This is a genomic window from Clostridium fallax (genome assembly GCF_900129365.1).
GTDB lineage: Bacteria > Bacillota > Clostridia > Clostridiales > Clostridiaceae > Clostridium_AH > Clostridium_AH fallax.
Map to the genome: position 1 here is coordinate 136,441 of NZ_FQVM01000003.1, position 17,304 is coordinate 153,744.

Annotated in this window: 14 protein-coding genes and 1 other annotated feature (1 of these 15 only partly in view); of the genes, 10 read left to right on the forward strand and 4 right to left on the reverse strand. The window is 27.6% G+C overall.

The annotated features are described in order from the left end of the window. The 7 genes from BUA70_RS02890 to yjeM all read left to right on the forward strand — a co-directional run bounded on the left by BUA70_RS02890 (position 1) and on the right by yjeM (position 8,657). On the forward strand, positions 1-828 hold the full coding sequence (locus BUA70_RS02890; RefSeq protein ID WP_072892841.1) for an ABC transporter permease: 828 nt from the start codon (positions 1-3) through the stop codon (positions 826-828). 13 nt (positions 829-841) lie between these two features. Next, positions 842-1,666, forward strand: a complete 825-nt coding sequence (locus tag BUA70_RS02895; protein ID WP_072892843.1) for an ABC transporter permease — start codon at positions 842-844, stop codon at positions 1,664-1,666. A gap of 125 nt (positions 1,667-1,791) precedes the next feature. Beyond that, positions 1,792-3,141, forward strand: coding sequence for a phosphoglucosamine mutase (gene glmM, locus BUA70_RS02900; RefSeq protein WP_072892846.1), 1,350 nt, complete (start codon positions 1,792-1,794; stop codon positions 3,139-3,141). A 444-nt stretch (positions 3,142-3,585) separates the two neighbouring features. Next, positions 3,586-4,035: a peptide-methionine (R)-S-oxide reductase MsrB gene (gene msrB, locus BUA70_RS02905; protein ID WP_200789762.1), complete on the forward strand. Its 450-nt coding sequence runs from the start codon at positions 3,586-3,588 to the stop codon at positions 4,033-4,035. Positions 4,036-4,510: 475 nt separating this feature from the next. Continuing rightward, positions 4,511-6,337 (forward strand): glutamine--fructose-6-phosphate transaminase (isomerizing), encoded by a 1,827-nt coding sequence (gene glmS, locus BUA70_RS02910; RefSeq protein ID WP_072892848.1) that lies wholly within the window; start codon positions 4,511-4,513, stop codon positions 6,335-6,337. A 29-nt stretch (positions 6,338-6,366) separates the two neighbouring features. Further along, positions 6,367-6,525, forward strand: a complete 159-nt coding sequence (locus BUA70_RS13020) for a hypothetical protein (RefSeq protein ID WP_159429633.1) — start codon at positions 6,367-6,369, stop codon at positions 6,523-6,525. Positions 6,526-7,142: 617 nt separating this feature from the next. Further along, the gene (gene yjeM, locus BUA70_RS02915) at positions 7,143-8,657 is read left to right on the forward strand and encodes a glutamate/gamma-aminobutyrate family transporter YjeM (RefSeq protein ID WP_072892850.1); all 1,515 of its coding nucleotides are present in this window, start codon (positions 7,143-7,145) and stop codon (positions 8,655-8,657) included. 131 nt (positions 8,658-8,788) lie between these two features. On the opposite strand, the gene feoB is transcribed toward yjeM, so the two are convergent. Beyond that, complete coding sequence (gene feoB / locus BUA70_RS02920) at positions 8,789-10,729, reverse strand: ferrous iron transport protein B (RefSeq protein ID WP_072892852.1); 1,941 nt, start codon at positions 10,727-10,729, stop codon at positions 8,789-8,791. 4 nt (positions 10,730-10,733) lie between these two features. Further along, positions 10,734-10,970: a FeoA family protein gene (locus tag BUA70_RS02925; RefSeq protein ID WP_072892855.1), complete on the reverse strand. Its 237-nt coding sequence runs from the start codon at positions 10,968-10,970 to the stop codon at positions 10,734-10,736. A 161-nt stretch (positions 10,971-11,131) separates the two neighbouring features. On the opposite strand from BUA70_RS02925, the gene fsa reads away from it, so the two are divergent. Together fsa and BUA70_RS02935 are read left to right on the forward strand one after the other, a co-directional pair. Next, the gene (fsa, locus tag BUA70_RS02930; protein WP_072892857.1) at positions 11,132-11,779 is read left to right on the forward strand and encodes a fructose-6-phosphate aldolase; all 648 of its coding nucleotides are present in this window, start codon (positions 11,132-11,134) and stop codon (positions 11,777-11,779) included. A gap of 170 nt (positions 11,780-11,949) precedes the next feature. Continuing rightward, entirely contained in the window at positions 11,950-12,519 is a 570-nt protein-coding gene (locus tag BUA70_RS02935) for a 5-formyltetrahydrofolate cyclo-ligase (protein ID WP_072892860.1), read from the forward strand. A gap of 8 nt (positions 12,520-12,527) precedes the next feature. Here BUA70_RS02935 and BUA70_RS02940 read toward each other — a convergent pair whose 3' ends face one another. Beyond that, on the reverse strand, positions 12,528-13,160 hold the full coding sequence (locus tag BUA70_RS02940; RefSeq protein ID WP_072892862.1) for a cyclase family protein: 633 nt from the start codon (positions 13,158-13,160) through the stop codon (positions 12,528-12,530). 152 nt (positions 13,161-13,312) lie between these two features. On the opposite strand from BUA70_RS02940, the gene BUA70_RS02945 reads away from it, so the two are divergent. Then, positions 13,313-15,007 carry a M3 family oligoendopeptidase gene (locus tag BUA70_RS02945; RefSeq protein WP_072892864.1) on the forward strand — a complete coding sequence of 565 codons (1,695 nt, stop codon included), beginning with the start codon at positions 13,313-13,315 and terminating at the stop codon, positions 15,005-15,007. A 141-nt stretch (positions 15,008-15,148) separates the two neighbouring features. Here the strand turns inward: BUA70_RS02945 and thrS are convergent, their stop codons facing one another. Then, positions 15,149-17,083 (reverse strand): threonine--tRNA ligase, encoded by a 1,935-nt coding sequence (gene thrS / locus BUA70_RS02950; RefSeq protein ID WP_072892866.1) that lies wholly within the window; start codon positions 17,081-17,083, stop codon positions 15,149-15,151. A gap of 81 nt (positions 17,084-17,164) precedes the next feature. Further along, positions 17,165-17,304 (reverse strand) — a binding site (T-box leader); it runs 78 nt beyond the window's last position.

Below are 17,304 nucleotides of genomic sequence, written 5' to 3' on the forward strand. Positions count from 1 at the left end.
ATGACTGGAACTTTAAAAACCATTTATGCTATAGGAAAAAAAGAAGTAACAGAAATGATTAGATATCGTGATTGGATTATATCTTTAATCATATGGCCTTTGATTTTTCCTCTTATGTATATATTAAGTGCACTAGGTCTTTCTGGTCCAGATAAAAGTGGATTAAAAGAATTTACTGAGATTACTGGTATAAGTGATTATATAGGATTTATAGTTATTGGAGCTATGGTTTATATGATAGTTAATTTAACTATGTGGAATTTTGGAACATTTTTAAGAATGGAACAACAAAGGGGAACTTTAGAATCTCTTTGGATTTGCCCAATAAAAAGATTTAATATTTTATTAGGTGGAGGAGTATTTAATATGCTGCTTTCATTACTTTATGTAGCTGTTAGTATGATTGAATATTCCCTAATATACAATATAAATTTTACAGGTAATATATTTCAATGGGTTATACTGTTTTTAGTATTGATTCCAGGAATATTAGGCTTTGGAGCAGCCTTTGCAAGTTTAGTTTTATGGCTTAAAGAGGCTAATGTAGCTGTAATGTTTGCAAGGGGATTAGTTATGATATTTTGTGGACTATCTTTTCCTATAGTCGTAATGCCTCAATGGATGCAATATATATCTAAAATATTTCCTTTTACCTTCGGAATTAATGCAGCTAGGGAAGTTATGCTAAATAATAGAAGTCTATTTGATGTTAGAGAGGATATATTATGGTGTTTAATAAGTGGATTTATATATTTTCTAATAGGAAGAATATTATTTTACTTTGTTGAAAAAAAGGTTAAAACAGAAGGATCTTTAGAAAGATTTTAGGGGGGCAAATAATATGAGATTTATCGATATTTTAAGGGTTTTAAAAGCTAAGATGATATTAAAAACTAAAATATTTTTTAGATATCCATTAAATATTTTTTACTTTATAGTAGATCCTATAATATGGATTAGTCCATTTTATTTTATGTCTAAATCCTTTACTACTAATGGAGTATCTAAAGGATTTGAAGCCTATACAGGAAGTGGTAATTATATAGGATTTTTAGTAATTGGATTTATGATTACAGCATATTCTTCTGCTGCTTTATGGAGCTTAGGCTTTAGTTTAAAAAATGAAATGATGGAGGGAGTTTTAGAATCAAATTGGTCTACACCTGTTAGTAAACCTGTATTAATGTTTTCAAGTACTATTTTTGAATTTACTAAAGCTACAATAGAAGTAATTTGTACAGGTTTAGTTTGTCACTTTATTTTTGGATTTACTATAAATGGAGAAATTTTAAAAGCTATATTATTTTTAATTCCAGGCATTATAGCTCTTATGGGTCTTGGTCTTATTGTTGCAAGTGAAGTTTTAATAATAAAAAATGCAAATGTAATAGTAGATGTTTCAAATGCATTACTTAACGGATTCTCCGGGGGATACTTTCCTGTTCAAGTATTTCCTAAATATCTTTTACCAATAGCATTTGCAATACCATTAACATTTATGAATGATAGTTTAAGAGCAATATTAATAGATCAAACTCCTATTATTCCATTAAAATTTCAATTTATATTTCTAATAGTATTTATGATCATTTTAGTTTTTTTAGGAAATATTATCTTTAGAAGAATAGAAAAAAGATGTAGAGATAATGGAGTTTCTGGTTACTAAAAAATATAATAAAAGTATATATATAACATGTTACCTCAAAATGTTATTGTTATCAGTGCTAAAATTTAATATAATAAACAAGTAAGAGTTAAAATCTAAAGTTAAATAAAGTGAGGTAATGACCTATGGCAAGAATGTTCGGAACTGATGGAGTTAGAGGAATTGCAAATAAGGAGTTAACAGCACAACTAGCTTATAATTTAGGAAGAGCAGGTGCTTATGTTTTAACAGAAGGAACACATAAGCCTAAAATATTAGTTGGTATGGATACGAGAATATCAGGAGATATGTTAGAATCTGCTTTAGTTGCAGGTATATTATCAGTAGGAGCAGAAGCTGTAACAGTAGGAGTTGTACCAACACCAGCAATTGCATATCTTACAAGAAAGTATGGAGCGGATGCTGGAGTTATGATTTCTGCATCACATAATCCTGTGGAATATAATGGAATAAAGTTTTTTAATGATAAAGGTTTAAAACTTTCAGATGATTTAGAAGATGAAATACAAAGAGTAATTGAAAATGATTTTGAAGGAGTTCCAAGTCCTGTAGGAGAGCACTTAGGCAAAAGAATAGAGGAAGTTGGAGCTTTGGAAGATTATATAGAATTTGCAAAAGAAACTATAGGAATAGATTTTGAAGGAATGAAAGTAGCATTAGATTGTGCTAATGGAGCATCATATAAAGCAGCAGTTAAAGCTTTTAGAGAACTAGGAGCAGATGTATTTGTAATAAATGATAGTCCAGATGGAACTAACATTAATGAAAATTGTGGATCTACTCATCCGGAAGAATTAATGGATTATGTTATTAAGAAAAAATGTGATATTGGATTTGCTTTTGATGGAGATGCAGATAGATGTTTAGCTGTAGATGAAAAGGGAACCCTAGTTAATGGTGATTTCATAATGACATTATGTGCAAAATATCTAAAAGATATTGGAAGATTAAAAAATGATACTTTAGTTGTTACTGTAATGAGCAATTTAGGATTAAAAATGGCTTGTGAAAAAGAAGGAATAAAACTTTCAGTAACTAAAGTAGGAGATAGATATGTTTTAGAAGAAATGTTAAAGTGTGGATTTGTTCTTGGTGGAGAACAGTCAGGTCACATAATCTTCTCTGATTTTAATACAACTGGAGATGGATTAGTTACAGCTCTACAAGTTGCTTCAATAGTTAAAAGAAGCAACAAAACTTTAAGTGAACTTGCAGGTATAATGAAGGAACTACCACAGGTTTTAGCTAATGCTAAAGTACCAAATGATAAAAAAGATATTCATGAAATAGATGAAGAAATAAAAAATGAAATTAAAAAGATTGAAGAGGCTCTTCATGGAGTAGGAAGAGTTCTTATAAGACCTTCAGGTACAGAACCTTTAGTTAGAGTTATGCTTGAAGGAGAAAATCAAGAAGAAATAGATACAATGGCTCATAATTTAGCCAAATTAATTGAAGAAAAGGCTAATAATTAAATCAGTGTAAATACAAAAAAGTCATTAATTAAATTAGTTTTAATTAGTGACTTTTGTATATATAAAACTTTTTAAATATGTTAGAAATCTTAGATAAAATTCCCTTTTAAAGAAAAAATGCATAGAGAATATATATTTTTTAAAACATTAATTACATTTGATTATTATAATTAAATGTAATTAATGTTTTATTTTTTCAATGATTTTAAAATGTTATATTGAAATGAGATTTTTATGTTACTTAATATAACTGAATCCAATATGATTAAAATATATTATTAAATAATACATTTTAAGAAAGTATTTTATCGTTAGTATGACTATATAAAAAACAAAAAATAAATTCATATTTAAAAAATATATATAATTAATTAGTATAAATAAATATATATAAGATAAAATTATTATAGGTATAAAATAAGAGAATTTTAAGGAGGAGATAATGTGAAAAAGTACAAGAGACCATCACAGGAAGAGATAAAAATGAAGTTAACTGATATTCAGTATAAGGTAACTCAAGAAAATGGAACAGAAAGACCTTTTTTAAATGAATATGATAAAAATTTTGAAAAAGGAATATATGTTGATATAGTTTCAGGAGAGCCTTTATTTTTATCTAGTGATAAATTTAATTCAGGATGTGGATGGCCAGCGTTTTCAAAACCTATTAAAAGAGAGTACATAAAGGAAAAAGCTGATTTTAGCCATAATATGCATAGAGTGGAAGTAAGAAGCAAAGAGGGAGATTCTCATTTAGGTCATGTTTTTACAGATGGTCCAAAAGATTTAGGGGGACTTAGGTATTGTATAAATTCTGCATCTTTAAGATTTATACCATTAGATAAAATGGACGAAGAGGGATATGGAGAATATATACATTTATTAGACAAATAGTATACCTAAATTTGGTAAAGTTATATAGTGGTCTATACCTCTATAGATGATAATAAAAGAAAATAATAGAAATATAGAGGTATAGACAGGTAAGAAAACATAAAATCTTTAAATAGTCTATTTTAACTTAAAATACTTGAAAATAATGTTTTAATAGGTTAAAATGTAATAGAAAAAAGGACAATTTAGAAAGTTCAGCATATATTAATATTAAGTAAGAAGATTAATATAAAACTAAATATTAGCGCCAGAACTTAAGAGGAGCGTTTATCTTAAGTTGACGAGGATGGGGTTTATCGAAGATTCGGCGGGTTCCCCACGGTATCGCACTACCGTTAACGATTAGCAAAACTATAAAGTGATTTATGGCACAAATCTAATCCGGTGTTAAGACCTTTTTCTAGGGTTTTTGATGCCCTAGATTTTTTATGCCCTTTTTTCAAAAATATTTTAAATTTGAAAGGACAAGAATTTTATGTGTGGAATAGTAGGATACGTAGGAAATAGAAAAGCAGCACCTTTATTAGTTGAAGGATTATCAAAACTAGAATATAGAGGATATGATTCAGCAGGAGTTGCTATAATAAACGAAAATGGAGTAAGTGTAAGAAAGTTTAAAGGAAGATTAGTAAACTTAGCAGATAGTTTAAATGAAAAACCTATAAATGGGGTTATAGGGATAGGCCATACTAGATGGGCAACTCATGGAGAACCATCAGATGTTAACTCACATCCTCATACAAATGAAGAAGGAACAATATCTGTAGTTCATAATGGAATAATAGAAAATTATTTAGAATTAAGAGAATTCTTAACAGAAAAAGGATATAGTTTTGTTTCTCAAACAGATACAGAAGTTATACCAAAGCTTGTAGATTTTTATTATAATGGAAATCTTTTAGATGCTGTTAAGAAGGCAACTAATAAACTTGAAGGAAGCTATGCATTAGGAGTTATCTGTAAAGATGAGCCTAATAAATTAATAGCAGTAAGAAAAGATAGTCCATTAATAGTTGGTCTTGGACAAGATGAATACTTTATAGCATCAGATATTCCAGCAGTATTAAATCATACAAGAGAAGTTTATCTTTTAGAAGATAAAGAATTTGTTACCTTAACTAATGATGGAATAGAAATAACTACAGAAGCAGGAGAAAAAGTAGAGAAGGATATATTCCATGTTACTTGGAATGCAGATGCAGCTGAAAAAGGTGGATTCGATGATTTCATGTTAAAAGAAATCTTTGAACAACCAAAGGCTATAAAAGATACTTTATCTTCAAGAATAGATGAAAATGGTAAGGTTACTTTAGATGATGTAACTCTAACTAAAGAAGAATTAAATAATATTGATAGAATTTTTATAGTTGCTTGTGGTACTGCATATCATGCAGGAGTAGTTGGAAAAGCTGCTATAGAAAAATTAGCTAGAATACCAGTTGAAGTAGAAGTTGCTTCAGAATTTAGATATAAAGATCCATTAGTAACAGAAAAGAGTTTAATAATTGTGGTTTCACAATCAGGTGAAACAGCAGATACTTTAGCTGTTTTAAGAGATGGAAAGAAAAAAGGCGCTAGAGTTTTAGCTGTTACTAATGTTGTAGGAAGTTCTGTTTCAAGAGAAGCTGATGACGTAATATATACATGGGCAGGTCCTGAAATAGCAGTTGCTTCAACAAAAGCATATGTAACTCAATTAATAGCAATGTATATGATAGCTCTATACTTTGCTGAAATTAAGGAAACATTAAATACTGAAGATATAAAGGCGTTAAAAAAGGAACTATTAAAGCTTCCTGTAAAAGCAGAAGAGTGTTTAAAAGATATAGAAGATATCAAAGAATTTGCTAAAAAAGTAGCAAAAGAAAGAGACATGTTCTTCTTAGGAAGAGGCTTAGATTATGCTGTTTCAATGGAAGGATCATTAAAGCTTAAAGAAATAACTTATATTCACTCAGAAGCATATGCTGGAGGAGAATTAAAGCATGGTCCTATAGCTCTAATAGAGAATGGAACAGTAGTAGTGGCTACTATAACTCAACAGAGTCTTAGAGATAAAATGATTAGTAATGTTAAGGAAGTTGTTACTAGAGGTGCTAAAGTTATGGCAGTAGCTTTTGAAGGTGATGAAGAAGTTCATAAATCAGTAGATTCAGTTATATATATACCAAGTACTTTAGAAGTGTTAGCACCAGTATTAGCAGTAATGCCACTTCAATTATTATCATACTATGTTGCTAAGGAGAAAGGCTTTGATGTAGATAAGCCAAGAAACCTAGCAAAATCAGTTACTGTAGAATAATATAATTGGTATGAGGGAGACTGAATATTATGAAAGAGGAATTGAAAAAATTATTAGAAGAGTATAAAGAAGCTGAAAGATCTATGGAAATCGGATTAGATTGGTTAACTGAAAAAGACTACGCAAAGGGTAAATTAGAAGTAGTTAAAATGATCATTCAAGACTTAGAAAAATTATATATAGAATAAATAAAAAGGCATCTAAATTGATTTTTAGATGCCTTAATTTATTGATAGATTATAAAGTTTTAAGATTTAAAAATAGATTATTAAATTTAATTTTAAAATAAACTTAATAAAAATTTATTAATTTTTACACAATATAATTACATATATGGACTAAAATAAAAATAAAGATAATTTATTTTTATAAATTTATAAAAAAGTTAAAGTATGGATTTATTTATAAAACTTTAGGATGAAAAAGTTTTTTAATTTAATTTAAAAAATACTTATAAATAAAATATAAATACTATAAAAGTTTAATATTAATTAAAAAAAGACTTTATTATTAAATATATAATTTAAAATCTTTATCATTAAAAAGTAGTCAAAAAATGTATATTAAATTTCTTATAATGATAAAAAATAATAGAAAAATATAAATTGACCTTTAATTTGAATATTAGTGATTTACATGTGATTAGGTTATTATAATAATCTTATTATAATTTTAATATAAAACAAATTTTAATAAAAAATATTTGTCAAAAAAGCATAGAAATAATATGGTTAAATGCTGTTGATTTTATCAGAATATTATGAAATAATTCAATTGTAAATAAAATAAGTGGAGGTGTGACAAAATGTCTAATGATTCTAATAAAAATAAAAAATTAACATTAGTATCATTAATATTAATGATCTTTACATCAGTTTTTGGATTCACTAATATGCCAAGGTCATTCTATTTAATGGGATATGGAGCAATTCCATGGTTTATCTTATCGGCATTATTCTTCTTTATACCATATGCTTTTATGATGGCAGAATATGGTGCTGCCTTTAAAACTGAAAAAGGTGGTATTTACTCATGGATGGCAAAATCCGTTGGTCCTAAATATGCTTTTATAGGAACATTTATGTGGTATGCATCTTATATAGTTTGGATGGTAAACGTATCAAATGGTATATGGATTCCTCTTTCCAATGCTATATTTGGATCAGATGAAACAAAAAGTTGGGCACTAAATTTAGGCCCTATCCATTTAGGAAGTGTACAAATAATAGGAATTTTAGCAATATTATGGATAATTTTTGTAAGTTACATATCCTCACATGGATTAGAGAAAATAAAGAAAATTACATCTGTTGGTGGTACTGCAGTTGCAGCTTTAAATGTTGTATTATTAATTGGTGCAGTAATCGTTTTAATAGGTAACAAAGGCCAATTAGCTCAACCAATTGATTCAATGAGAGCATTTATTGATTCACCACATCCAGATTATCAATCAACAATAGGTATGTTTGCATTTTTAGTTTTTGCAATATTCTCTTTTGGTGGAATAGAAGTTGTTGGTGGATTAGTTGATGAAACAGAAAATGCAGAAGTAACATTCCCTAAAGGTGTTGCAATATCTGCAATAGTAATTTCTGTTGGATATGCAATAGGTATTTTCTTATGTGGTATATTTACTAACTGGTCTGGAGTTTTAAGTAGTAGTGATGTTCACATGGCTAATGTTGCATATGTTATGATGCAAAACTTAGGAGTTCAAGTTGGACTAGCATTTGGTGCTACAGAAGCAACTTCATTAATAATTGGTGCTTGGGTAGCTAGATTTGTTGGATTATCAATGTTCCTTGCTTTAACTGGTGCTTTCTTCACTTTAACTTATGCACCATTAAAACAATTGATAGAAGGAACTCCAAGAGAATTATGGCCAGGTAAAATTGGAAAAATAGATAATGGAATGCCAAAATTTGCAATGAAAGTACAAGCTGTGATAGTAATTGTTATGATTGCTGTAATATCTTTTGGTGGAGATGGTGCTTCAGAATTCTTTAATAAATTAGTTTTAATGACTAACGTTGCAATGACAATACCATATTTATTTTTATCAATTGCATTCATATCATTTAAGAAAAATGATAATATAGAAAAACCTTTTGAGGTATATAAGAGTAAATCTGGTGCTATAATAGCAACAGTAGTTGTTAGTATAACAGTTTTATTTGCTAATGTATTTACTATAATAAAACCAGCATTAATGGATAATAATTGGTCAGAGACAATATGGATGATAGCAGGTCCTATAATTTTTACAGCAATAGCATTGCTTTTATATAGCAGATATGAAAGAAATTATTTAAATAAATAATAAAAATTAAATTTCATTGTTATAGTTTAAAAAAAGAGTCTTCCAATGTTTAAGGAAGGCTCTTTTTAGTATAGTATATATTAAAAAATATTTTATTTTAAATTTGATTAATCTATTAAAGTAAAAGTTTTTTAAATAAAAATATTATAAATAAAAGTAGTTAAAAAACATACTACGATACCTATTACAGTAGGTATTAAAAATGATAATATAGTCCATTTAAGACTACCAGTTTCTTCTTTTATGGTTAAAAGTGTTGTTGAACAAGGCCAATGAAGCAATGAAAAAAGCATAGTATTTAAAGCTGTAAGAGCAGTCCAACCTTGGGATAGCAATATTTGAGAAAGAGAATTTATGCTATCAAATTCTAATAGTGTTCCTGAAGCTAAATAACTCATTAATATTATAGGAAGAACAATTTCATTAGCAGGAAGACCTAAAATAAATGCTAGTAATATAACCCCGTCAAGGCCTATTAATACAGCAAAAGGATTTAAGAATGAAGATATATGACCTATTATATTTAAATCTCCTATATAAATATTAGCTAAGATCCAAATAATTATTCCAGCAGGGGCTGCTATTTTAACTGCTCTCCATAAAACAAAAAGAGTTCTATCTATTAAAGACGTGTAAAGAATTCTAAGTACTTTAGGTTTTCTATATGGAGGAAGTTCTAATGTAAATGTTGATGGTACCCCTTTTAATAAGGTTTTAGATAATAAATAAGAAGTACCTAATGTAATAATAACTCCTAAAACCACTATTAAAGTTACTGCTAAGGGAGGAAAGAAGGAAGGCACATTCTCATATCCTAAAGCTATAACAAATATAGAGGATAAAGCTATTATGGTTGGAAATCTTCCATTACAAGGTACAAAGTTATTTGTTAATATTGCTACAATTCTTTCTCTAGGAGATTCTATTATTCTACAGCCAACTACTCCGGCAGCGTTACACCCAAATCCCATACACATAGTTAAGCATTGTTTTCCGTGAGCACAGGATTTTTTAAATAGATGATCCAGGTTAAAAGCTATCCTAGGAAGGTATCCTAAGTCCTCTAACAGAGTAAATAAAGGGAAGAAAATAGCCATAGGAGGGAGCATTACAGCAATTACCCATCCTAATGTTTTAAAAAGTCCACTTATCAAAACACCACTTAGCCAAGTAGGTGCATTAAGGTTATTAAATAATATCAAAAGTTTATCTTCTAAAAATATAAAGAATTCACTTAGCATTTGAGATGGATAGTTAGCACCTTCTATTGTTATCCAAAAAATTAATGCCAATAATAGTATCATTATTGGAATTCCAAATTTTTTTGAAGTAAGTATATTATCTATTTTCATATCCTTTTTTAACGTAGAGGAGCCTTCAATTACAGAGATACTTTTTATTTCCTCAGCTTTTTTAAAATATTTTTTTGTTAAATTTTCTTTCATATTATTATTTTCTTTTTCATCTAAATAAAAGTTTTTATTATTTATAAAGTTATCGTAATTAACTTTTTTATTAACAATATCTAAAATTTTATTTTTTAAATCTGAAATACCAGTATTATGTCTAGCAGAGGTTAGAACTACAGGAATACCTAACTCTTTTTCTAAAAGTTCTTTATTTATTTTAATATTCTTTTTTTCTGCTTCATCTATAAGATTTACACATAAAATTATTTCCTTTTTTACATCTTTAATTTGAAGTACTAGGTTTAAATTTCGTTCTAGACAAGTACCATCAACAATAACAATAATTAAATCGCTATTTCCTTTTAAAATAAAATCTCTAGAAACCTCTTCTTCTAAAGAGCAAGGAAATAGTGAATAACAACCAGGCAAATCTACTAGTATAAAATTTTTATCATCTAACTTAAATTCTCCTCTTGCACTAGTAACGGTTTTACCTGGCCAATTCCCTGTATGCTGATTTAAACCTGTTAGTAAATTAAATAGGGTACTTTTACCTGTATTAGGGTTTCCAACTAATCCTATTATATAATCATCTGGTTTCTTATTGATTATATAATCATTTTGTCCTGCGTTAAGATTAGTGTTATAATCTGTCTTATTCAATAATTTAAACCTCCCTTGCAAAAATAGTAGAAGCCTCCTCCTTTCTTAAAGCAATCATAGTTCCTCTAATAAGATAAACTGTTAGATTATTAGAAGGACCTTTTCTTATAATCTCAACAATAGTATTTTCAGTAAATCCTAAAGAGAGTAGTCTATCCTTAAGCAGTGAAGAAGCAGATAAATCAGTTATTATAACTTTAGAGTTTAAGTCAAAATTATCTAAAGTTTTCAGAAAGATCATCTCCTAGTATTAATATTTTTTTATTAGATAATAATATTATATTATGAAAGTTTACAAATAATGGTGATAAATTACATTAAGGTTAAAAATATGTTAATTTAAATGAAAAGGCTTACATATTTTTGTGAAATGGTATACAATGAAATAGGAGGTGTGTAATTATGAAGTTTTTTATAGATACTGCAAATGTTAACGAAATTAAAGAATTAAATGATATGGGTGTTATATGTGGTGTTACTACCAATCCTTCATTAATCGCTAAAGAGGGAAGAGATTTTGTTCAAACAATAAAAGAGATTGCTTCAATAGTAGATGGCCCAATAAGTGGAGAAGTTATAAGTGAAGAGCATGAAGGAATGATTGAAGAAGGTAGAAAAATAGCAGCAATACATCCTAATATGGTTGTAAAAATTCCAATGACAGTTGAAGGATTAAAAGCTGTAAAAGTTTTATCTAAAGAAGGAATTAAAACTAATGTAACTTTAATTTTCTCAGCTGGACAAGCGCTTTTAGCAGCAAATGCAGGTGCAACCTATGTTAGCCCTTTCCTAGGAAGACTAGATGATATATCAATGGATGGAATGGATCTTGTAAAATCCATAGCTTCAATCTTTAAAACCCACAATATAAAAACAGAGATTATAGGAGCTAGTGTTAGAAATCCTATTCATGCCATCAAAGCAGCTGAATGTGGCTGCAATATAGCTACTGTACCTTATAAAATACTAATGCAAATGGTTCATCATCCATTAACAGATCAAGGATTAGAAAAGTTTAAAAAGGATTGGGAAGCTGTATTTAATAAATAATAAAAAATATAGTCAAAACTCATAACATAATTGTTATGAGTTTTTTTGTTATTAAAACTTTTATATAAATATTAAATTATAATTTTCACATAAACACTAAAAATAATAATTTTGACAAATTATATGTTATCTATATAATTAATTTAAAATATTAATTAAGGTGATAAATTATGGAAAAAAATACATTAAGAAAAGTATATAAGGAAAAAAGAGAGAAATTAGATTCTATACATAAAAAACGAATGGACAGTGAAATAGAAAATAAATTTTTAAATACTAATATATATAAAAATTCAAAAGTAGTTTTTATATATGTTGGTATGGAGAATGAAATAAATACGAAAAATATTATAGAAAAAGTTTTAAATGATAATAAAGAAGTAATAGTTCCTAAGGTAGAGATAAAAAATAAAATAATGAAAGCAATAAAAATAAATAGTATAGATGAATTAAAGCCTTGTGGATATTATGGAATATTAGAACCTTTAGATTTTAGCAAAGAGATAGATATAAATAAAATAGATTTAGTTATAGTTCCAGGATTAGCTTTTGATAAATATGGTGGAAGGTTAGGTTATGGTGGAGGATATTATGATAAATTTCTTCAAAAAATAAACTATATATATAAATTAGCATTAGCTTATGATTTTCAAATAATAGATTTTGTACCTATGGAAAAGCATGATATAAAAGTTGATTTATTAATAACAAATAAAGAAATAATCAATACTATTAAATAAAATAAATATTATATTATTTTTCCAAAGGCTCTAATAGGTGATCCGTCTCCATTAGTAATTTTTAATGGAACACCATAAAAATAGAAATCCTTATTTATAAAAAAATCTAAATTATTTAGACACTCATAAATTAATTTATTATTTGTAAATAAAATTTTATGCTTATAAAAGCTTTCACTAGTTGATGGATCAATAGATATTCCATCTATACCAATTCCTTTTATATTAGATAAAGCTAATACATCTATTAAATCTTTAGATGGAGCTAAGTAATTAGTTAAAAAGCTTTTTTTATTCCAACGGTTACTTGCTCCAGTATAAAAAAAGATAAAATCATAGTTAGATATATTAATATTATCTAAAACAGATAGGGGAATGGGAGTATTTACATATTTTGTACAATCTAAAACAATAGCTTTTCCCATAAATTTATCTAAAGGAATTTTATCAATCGAGTAGCAGTTTTCTATCATATGATTTGGAGCATCTACATGGGTAGATGAGTGGGTAGTTAAACTTAATCTTTTTACTTCATACCCATCATAGTTAATTGAAGATAATTTTTTTATATAAATTTTTTCCAAATCATCGTAAGTTATTATGTTTTCATCTAGGGTGTGAGATAAATCTATTATTTTCATTTCAAATTTAAACCTCCTAAAATATTTTTAAACTATTTTTATAAGATTAATATAAAAGAAATAGGATTTATGGTAAAATTTTTTATAATAAATATTATAAATTATATAAGCAATAAATATCAAAAAATTATTTAGGTAAGGGGGATATTAATATGAAATTTTGTGATTTCAAATATGAAAGACCTAATTATGAGGAAGTAAAAGAAAAATTATCAAAATTAATAAAAGAATTAGATGGGGCAAATTCTTCAAAAGAACAGATAGAAACTATAGAAAAAATAAATAAAATAAGAAATAACATAGAAACCGAAAGCACAATTGTTAGTATAAGACATTCAATTGATACAACAGATAAATTTTATGAGGAAGAAGTTGGTTATTGGGATGAGAATGGTCCTCTTTATGAAGAATTAACATCTTCATTTTATAAGTCTTTAGTTAATTCAAAATTTAAAGAGGATTTAAAGAAAGAATATGGAAAGCAACTTTTTAATATTGCAGAATATTCTTTAAGGGCATTTTCAAAGGATATTATAGAAGATTTACAAAATGAAAATAAACTAACTACTGAATATGTTAAGTTAATAGCTTCTGCAAAAATAGATTTTGAAGGAGAAGAGAGAAATCTTTCAGGATTAACTCCTTTTATGCAATCAACAGATAGAGAAGTTAGAAAGAAAGCTTTAAAAGCTAAATGGGATTTCTTTAAAGATAATGAAAAAGAAATAGATAGGATATATGATGCTTTAGTAAAGGTTAGAGATAAAATTGCTAAAAAACTTGGATTTAAAAATTTTGTTGAGCTTGGTTATATTAGAATGATGAGAAGTGATTATAATCCACAGATGGTAAGTAATTTTAGAAATCAAGTTCTTAAATATATAGTGCCAGAAGCAATGAAGCTATATAATCGTCAAAGTAAAAGGTTAGGATTAGATAAACTATATTTTTATGATGAAGCTTTAGAATATTTAACAGGAAATGCTTTGCCTAAAGGAAATTCACAGTGGATAGTTGATAATGGTAAGAAAATGTATTCTGAACTTTCAAAGGAGACTAAAGAGTTTTTTGATTTTATGACAAAAGAAGAACTTATGGACTTAGTAACTAAAAAGGGAAAAGCTGGTGGAGGATACTGTACTTATATGCCAGACTATAAGGCTCCATTTATTTTTTCAAATTTTAATGGAACATCAGGAGATATAGATGTATTAACTCATGAGGCCGGTCATGCCTTTCAAATTTACAATAGTTCATGGATAAAATTCCCTGAACTTAATTTTCCAACATATGAAAGTTGCGAAATTCATTCAATGAGTATGGAATTTTTTACTTGGCCATGGATGAATTTATTCTTCAAAGAAGATACTGATAAATATAAATTTACTCATTTATCATCTGCTATAAAATTTATTCCGTATGGTGTATCAGTAGATGAATTTCAGCATTTTGTTTATGAAAATCCAAAAGCTACTGCTGAAGAGAGAAAAAATGTATGGAGAAAAATTGAGAAAAAATATTTATCAAATAGAGATTATGAAGGAATAGATATATTAGAAAGAGGATGTTTCTGGTTCCAACAAAGCCATATTTTCTGTTCACCATTTTATTATATAGATTATACACTAGCTCAAATATGTGCTTTACAATTTTGGAAAAAAGATAGGGAAAATCATAAAAAAGCATGGGAAGACTATTTAAGCATATGTAAGGTTGGAGGTACAAAATCCTTCTTAGAATTAGTTAATTTAGGTGGATTAAAGTCACCTTTTGATAGTGATTGCATAGAATCAATTATAGGAACAATAACTGACTATTTAAAGGAGATAGATGATAAAGAGTTATAAAAACTTATAGTAATAAATATATTATTAAATAATGCTATAAAAACAATTATTATAAAAGTAATTATTATTTAAAAGTTTATAAGAATTTAAGGATAAAAAAATATAGGATTTAGATTAAATCTAAATCCTATATTTTTATTTTTAGTTATTTTCTTTATTTTTTATTTCAGATACGATTCTATTTATAAAATCATTAAGAGCGATAGGACCTTCTTCGCCATTTTTTCTGCTTCTTACAGCAACTTCTTTATTTGCAGCTTCTTTTTCACCTACAATTAAGATATAAGGAGCTCTTTCTAATCTAGCTTCTCTTATTTTGTATCCTATTTTTTCAGCTCTATAGTCAGCTTCAACTCTAACACCATTATTTCTTAAGCTTCTAACAACTTCATCAGCATAATCATTATATTTATCTGATATTGGAAGTACTTTAGCTTGAACTGGTGATAACCAAGTTGGAAGTGCACCAGCATATTTTTCTATTAGCATTGCTAAAGTTCTTTCATAACAACCTAATGATGATCTGTGAATTATAAACGGAGTTTTCTTTTCTCCATTTTTATCAACATAAGTCATTCCAAATCTTTCAGCTAGAGCAAAGTCTATTTGTATAGTTATTATAGTATCTTCTTTTCCATGAACGTTTTTACATTGAATATCTAATTTAGGTCCATAGAAAGCAGCTTCTCCATCTGCTTCAGTATAGTTTATTTCTAAATGATCAAGTATTTGTTTCATTGTAGCTTGAGTTTCTTCCCAAGCTTTAGGATTATCTATATATTTGTGTTTATCAGTTGGATCCCATTTTGAAAATCTATAACTTATATCTTCACTAATTCCTAAAGTAGCCATTACATATTTAACTAAGTCAAGAACACCTTTAAATTCTTCTTCTAATTGTTCTGGTGTACAAACTATATGACCATCAGCTAAAGTAAATTGTCTAACTCTTATAAGACCATGCATTTCACCAGATGATTCATTTCTGAATAGTGGTGAAGTTTCTGAATATCTTACAGGAAGATCTCTATAGCTGTGTTGCTCTTTATTATAAATAGTGAATTGGAATGGACAAGTCATAGGTCTTAAAGCAAGAACCTCATCATCCTTTTCTTCATCTCCTAATACGAACATACCATCTTTATAGTGATCCCAGTGACCTGATATTTTATATAAATCACTTTTAGCCATGTAAGGAGTTTTTGTTAGTACATAGCCTCTTCTTTCTTCTTCATCTTCTATCCATCTCTGAAGAACTTGAACTATTTTAGCTCCTTTTGGCATTAATAGAGGAAGACCTTGACCTACATTTTCATCAGTAGTAAATAATTTTAATTCTCTACCTAATTTATTGTGGTCTCTTTTTTTAGCTTCTTCTAAAGCTTCTATATGAGCATCTAAATCGCTCTTTTTAGTAAATGCTGTTCCGTATACTCTTGTAAGCATTTTATTTTTTTCATTGCCTTTCCAATAAGCACCAGCAGTTTTTAATAGCTTAAAGGCTTTTATAGGTTTCAAATTAATTAGATGAGGACCAGCACATAGATCAACGAAATCACCTAATTTATAGAATGAAATAATCTCATCTTCACCAAGATCATTTATAAGTTCTACTTTATAAGGTTCATTTTCCATAAGCTTTAAAGCTTCATCTCTTGGCAATTCAAATCTTTCTATTACTGGATTTTCTTTGATTATTTTTTTCATTTCAGCTTCTATTTTTTCAAGGTCTTCTTGTGAAAAAGCCTCTTCAACATCAAAATCATAATAGAATCCATTTTCTATTGAAGGTCCTATAGCTAACTTAGCTTCAGGGAAAAGTCTTTTTACAGCAGCTGCTAATATATGAGATGTAGTATGTCTGAAAGCATCTTTACCTTCTTGTGAGTCAAATGTGCAGATACTTAATTCACAATCATCATTTACAATATGTCTTAAATCAACAACCTCATTATTAATTATTCCACAGTAAGCATTTCTTGCTAATCCTTCACTTATACTTTTTGCTATATCTAAAACTGATAAACCAGCTTCAAATTCTTTTACTGAACCATCTTTTAAAGTAATTTTTATCATTTTAAGTTCTCCCTTCATTAAATAATTTATCTTTTAAGTTTATTTTTAAAATTAAAAAACTCCCATCCCTTTCTAATAAAAGAAAGGGACGAGAGTATAACATTCCCGTGGTTCCACCCAATTTGTATAAAATATAAAAGCCATATTTTATACCACTTTTTAATCGTAACGAGATTAACGGACTTTATTAGAGTCACTCAGAGGTGGTCTTCAGTTAATTC

What these genes read in the sequence shown, in the direction of transcription:
- BUA70_RS02895 (WP_072892843.1), top strand. Translation starts at nt 842, where the DNA reads ATGAGATTTATCGATATTTTAAGGGTTTTAAAAGCTAAGATGATATTA.
- fsa (WP_072892857.1), top strand. Translation starts at nt 11,132, where the DNA reads ATGAAGTTTTTTATAGATACTGCAAATGTTAACGAAATTAAAGAATTA.
- BUA70_RS02945 (WP_072892864.1), top strand. Translation starts at nt 13,313, where the DNA reads ATGAAATTTTGTGATTTCAAATATGAAAGACCTAATTATGAGGAAGTA.
- BUA70_RS13020 (WP_159429633.1), top strand. Translation starts at nt 6,367, where the DNA reads ATGAAAGAGGAATTGAAAAAATTATTAGAAGAGTATAAAGAAGCTGAA.
- yjeM (WP_072892850.1), top strand. Translation starts at nt 7,143, where the DNA reads ATGTCTAATGATTCTAATAAAAATAAAAAATTAACATTAGTATCATTA.
- thrS (WP_072892866.1), bottom strand. Translation starts at nt 17,083, where the DNA reads ATGATAAAAATTACTTTAAAAGATGGTTCAGTAAAAGAATTTGAAGCT.
- BUA70_RS02940 (WP_072892862.1), bottom strand. Translation starts at nt 13,160, where the DNA reads ATGAAAATAATAGATTTATCTCACACCCTAGATGAAAACATAATAACT.
- BUA70_RS02890 (WP_072892841.1), top strand. Translation starts at nt 1, where the DNA reads ATGACTGGAACTTTAAAAACCATTTATGCTATAGGAAAAAAAGAAGTA.
- glmS (WP_072892848.1), top strand. Translation starts at nt 4,511, where the DNA reads ATGTGTGGAATAGTAGGATACGTAGGAAATAGAAAAGCAGCACCTTTA.
- BUA70_RS02935 (WP_072892860.1), top strand. Translation starts at nt 11,950, where the DNA reads ATGGAAAAAAATACATTAAGAAAAGTATATAAGGAAAAAAGAGAGAAA.
- glmM (WP_072892846.1), top strand. Translation starts at nt 1,792, where the DNA reads ATGGCAAGAATGTTCGGAACTGATGGAGTTAGAGGAATTGCAAATAAG.
- BUA70_RS02925 (WP_072892855.1), bottom strand. Translation starts at nt 10,970, where the DNA reads ATGATCTTTCTGAAAACTTTAGATAATTTTGACTTAAACTCTAAAGTT.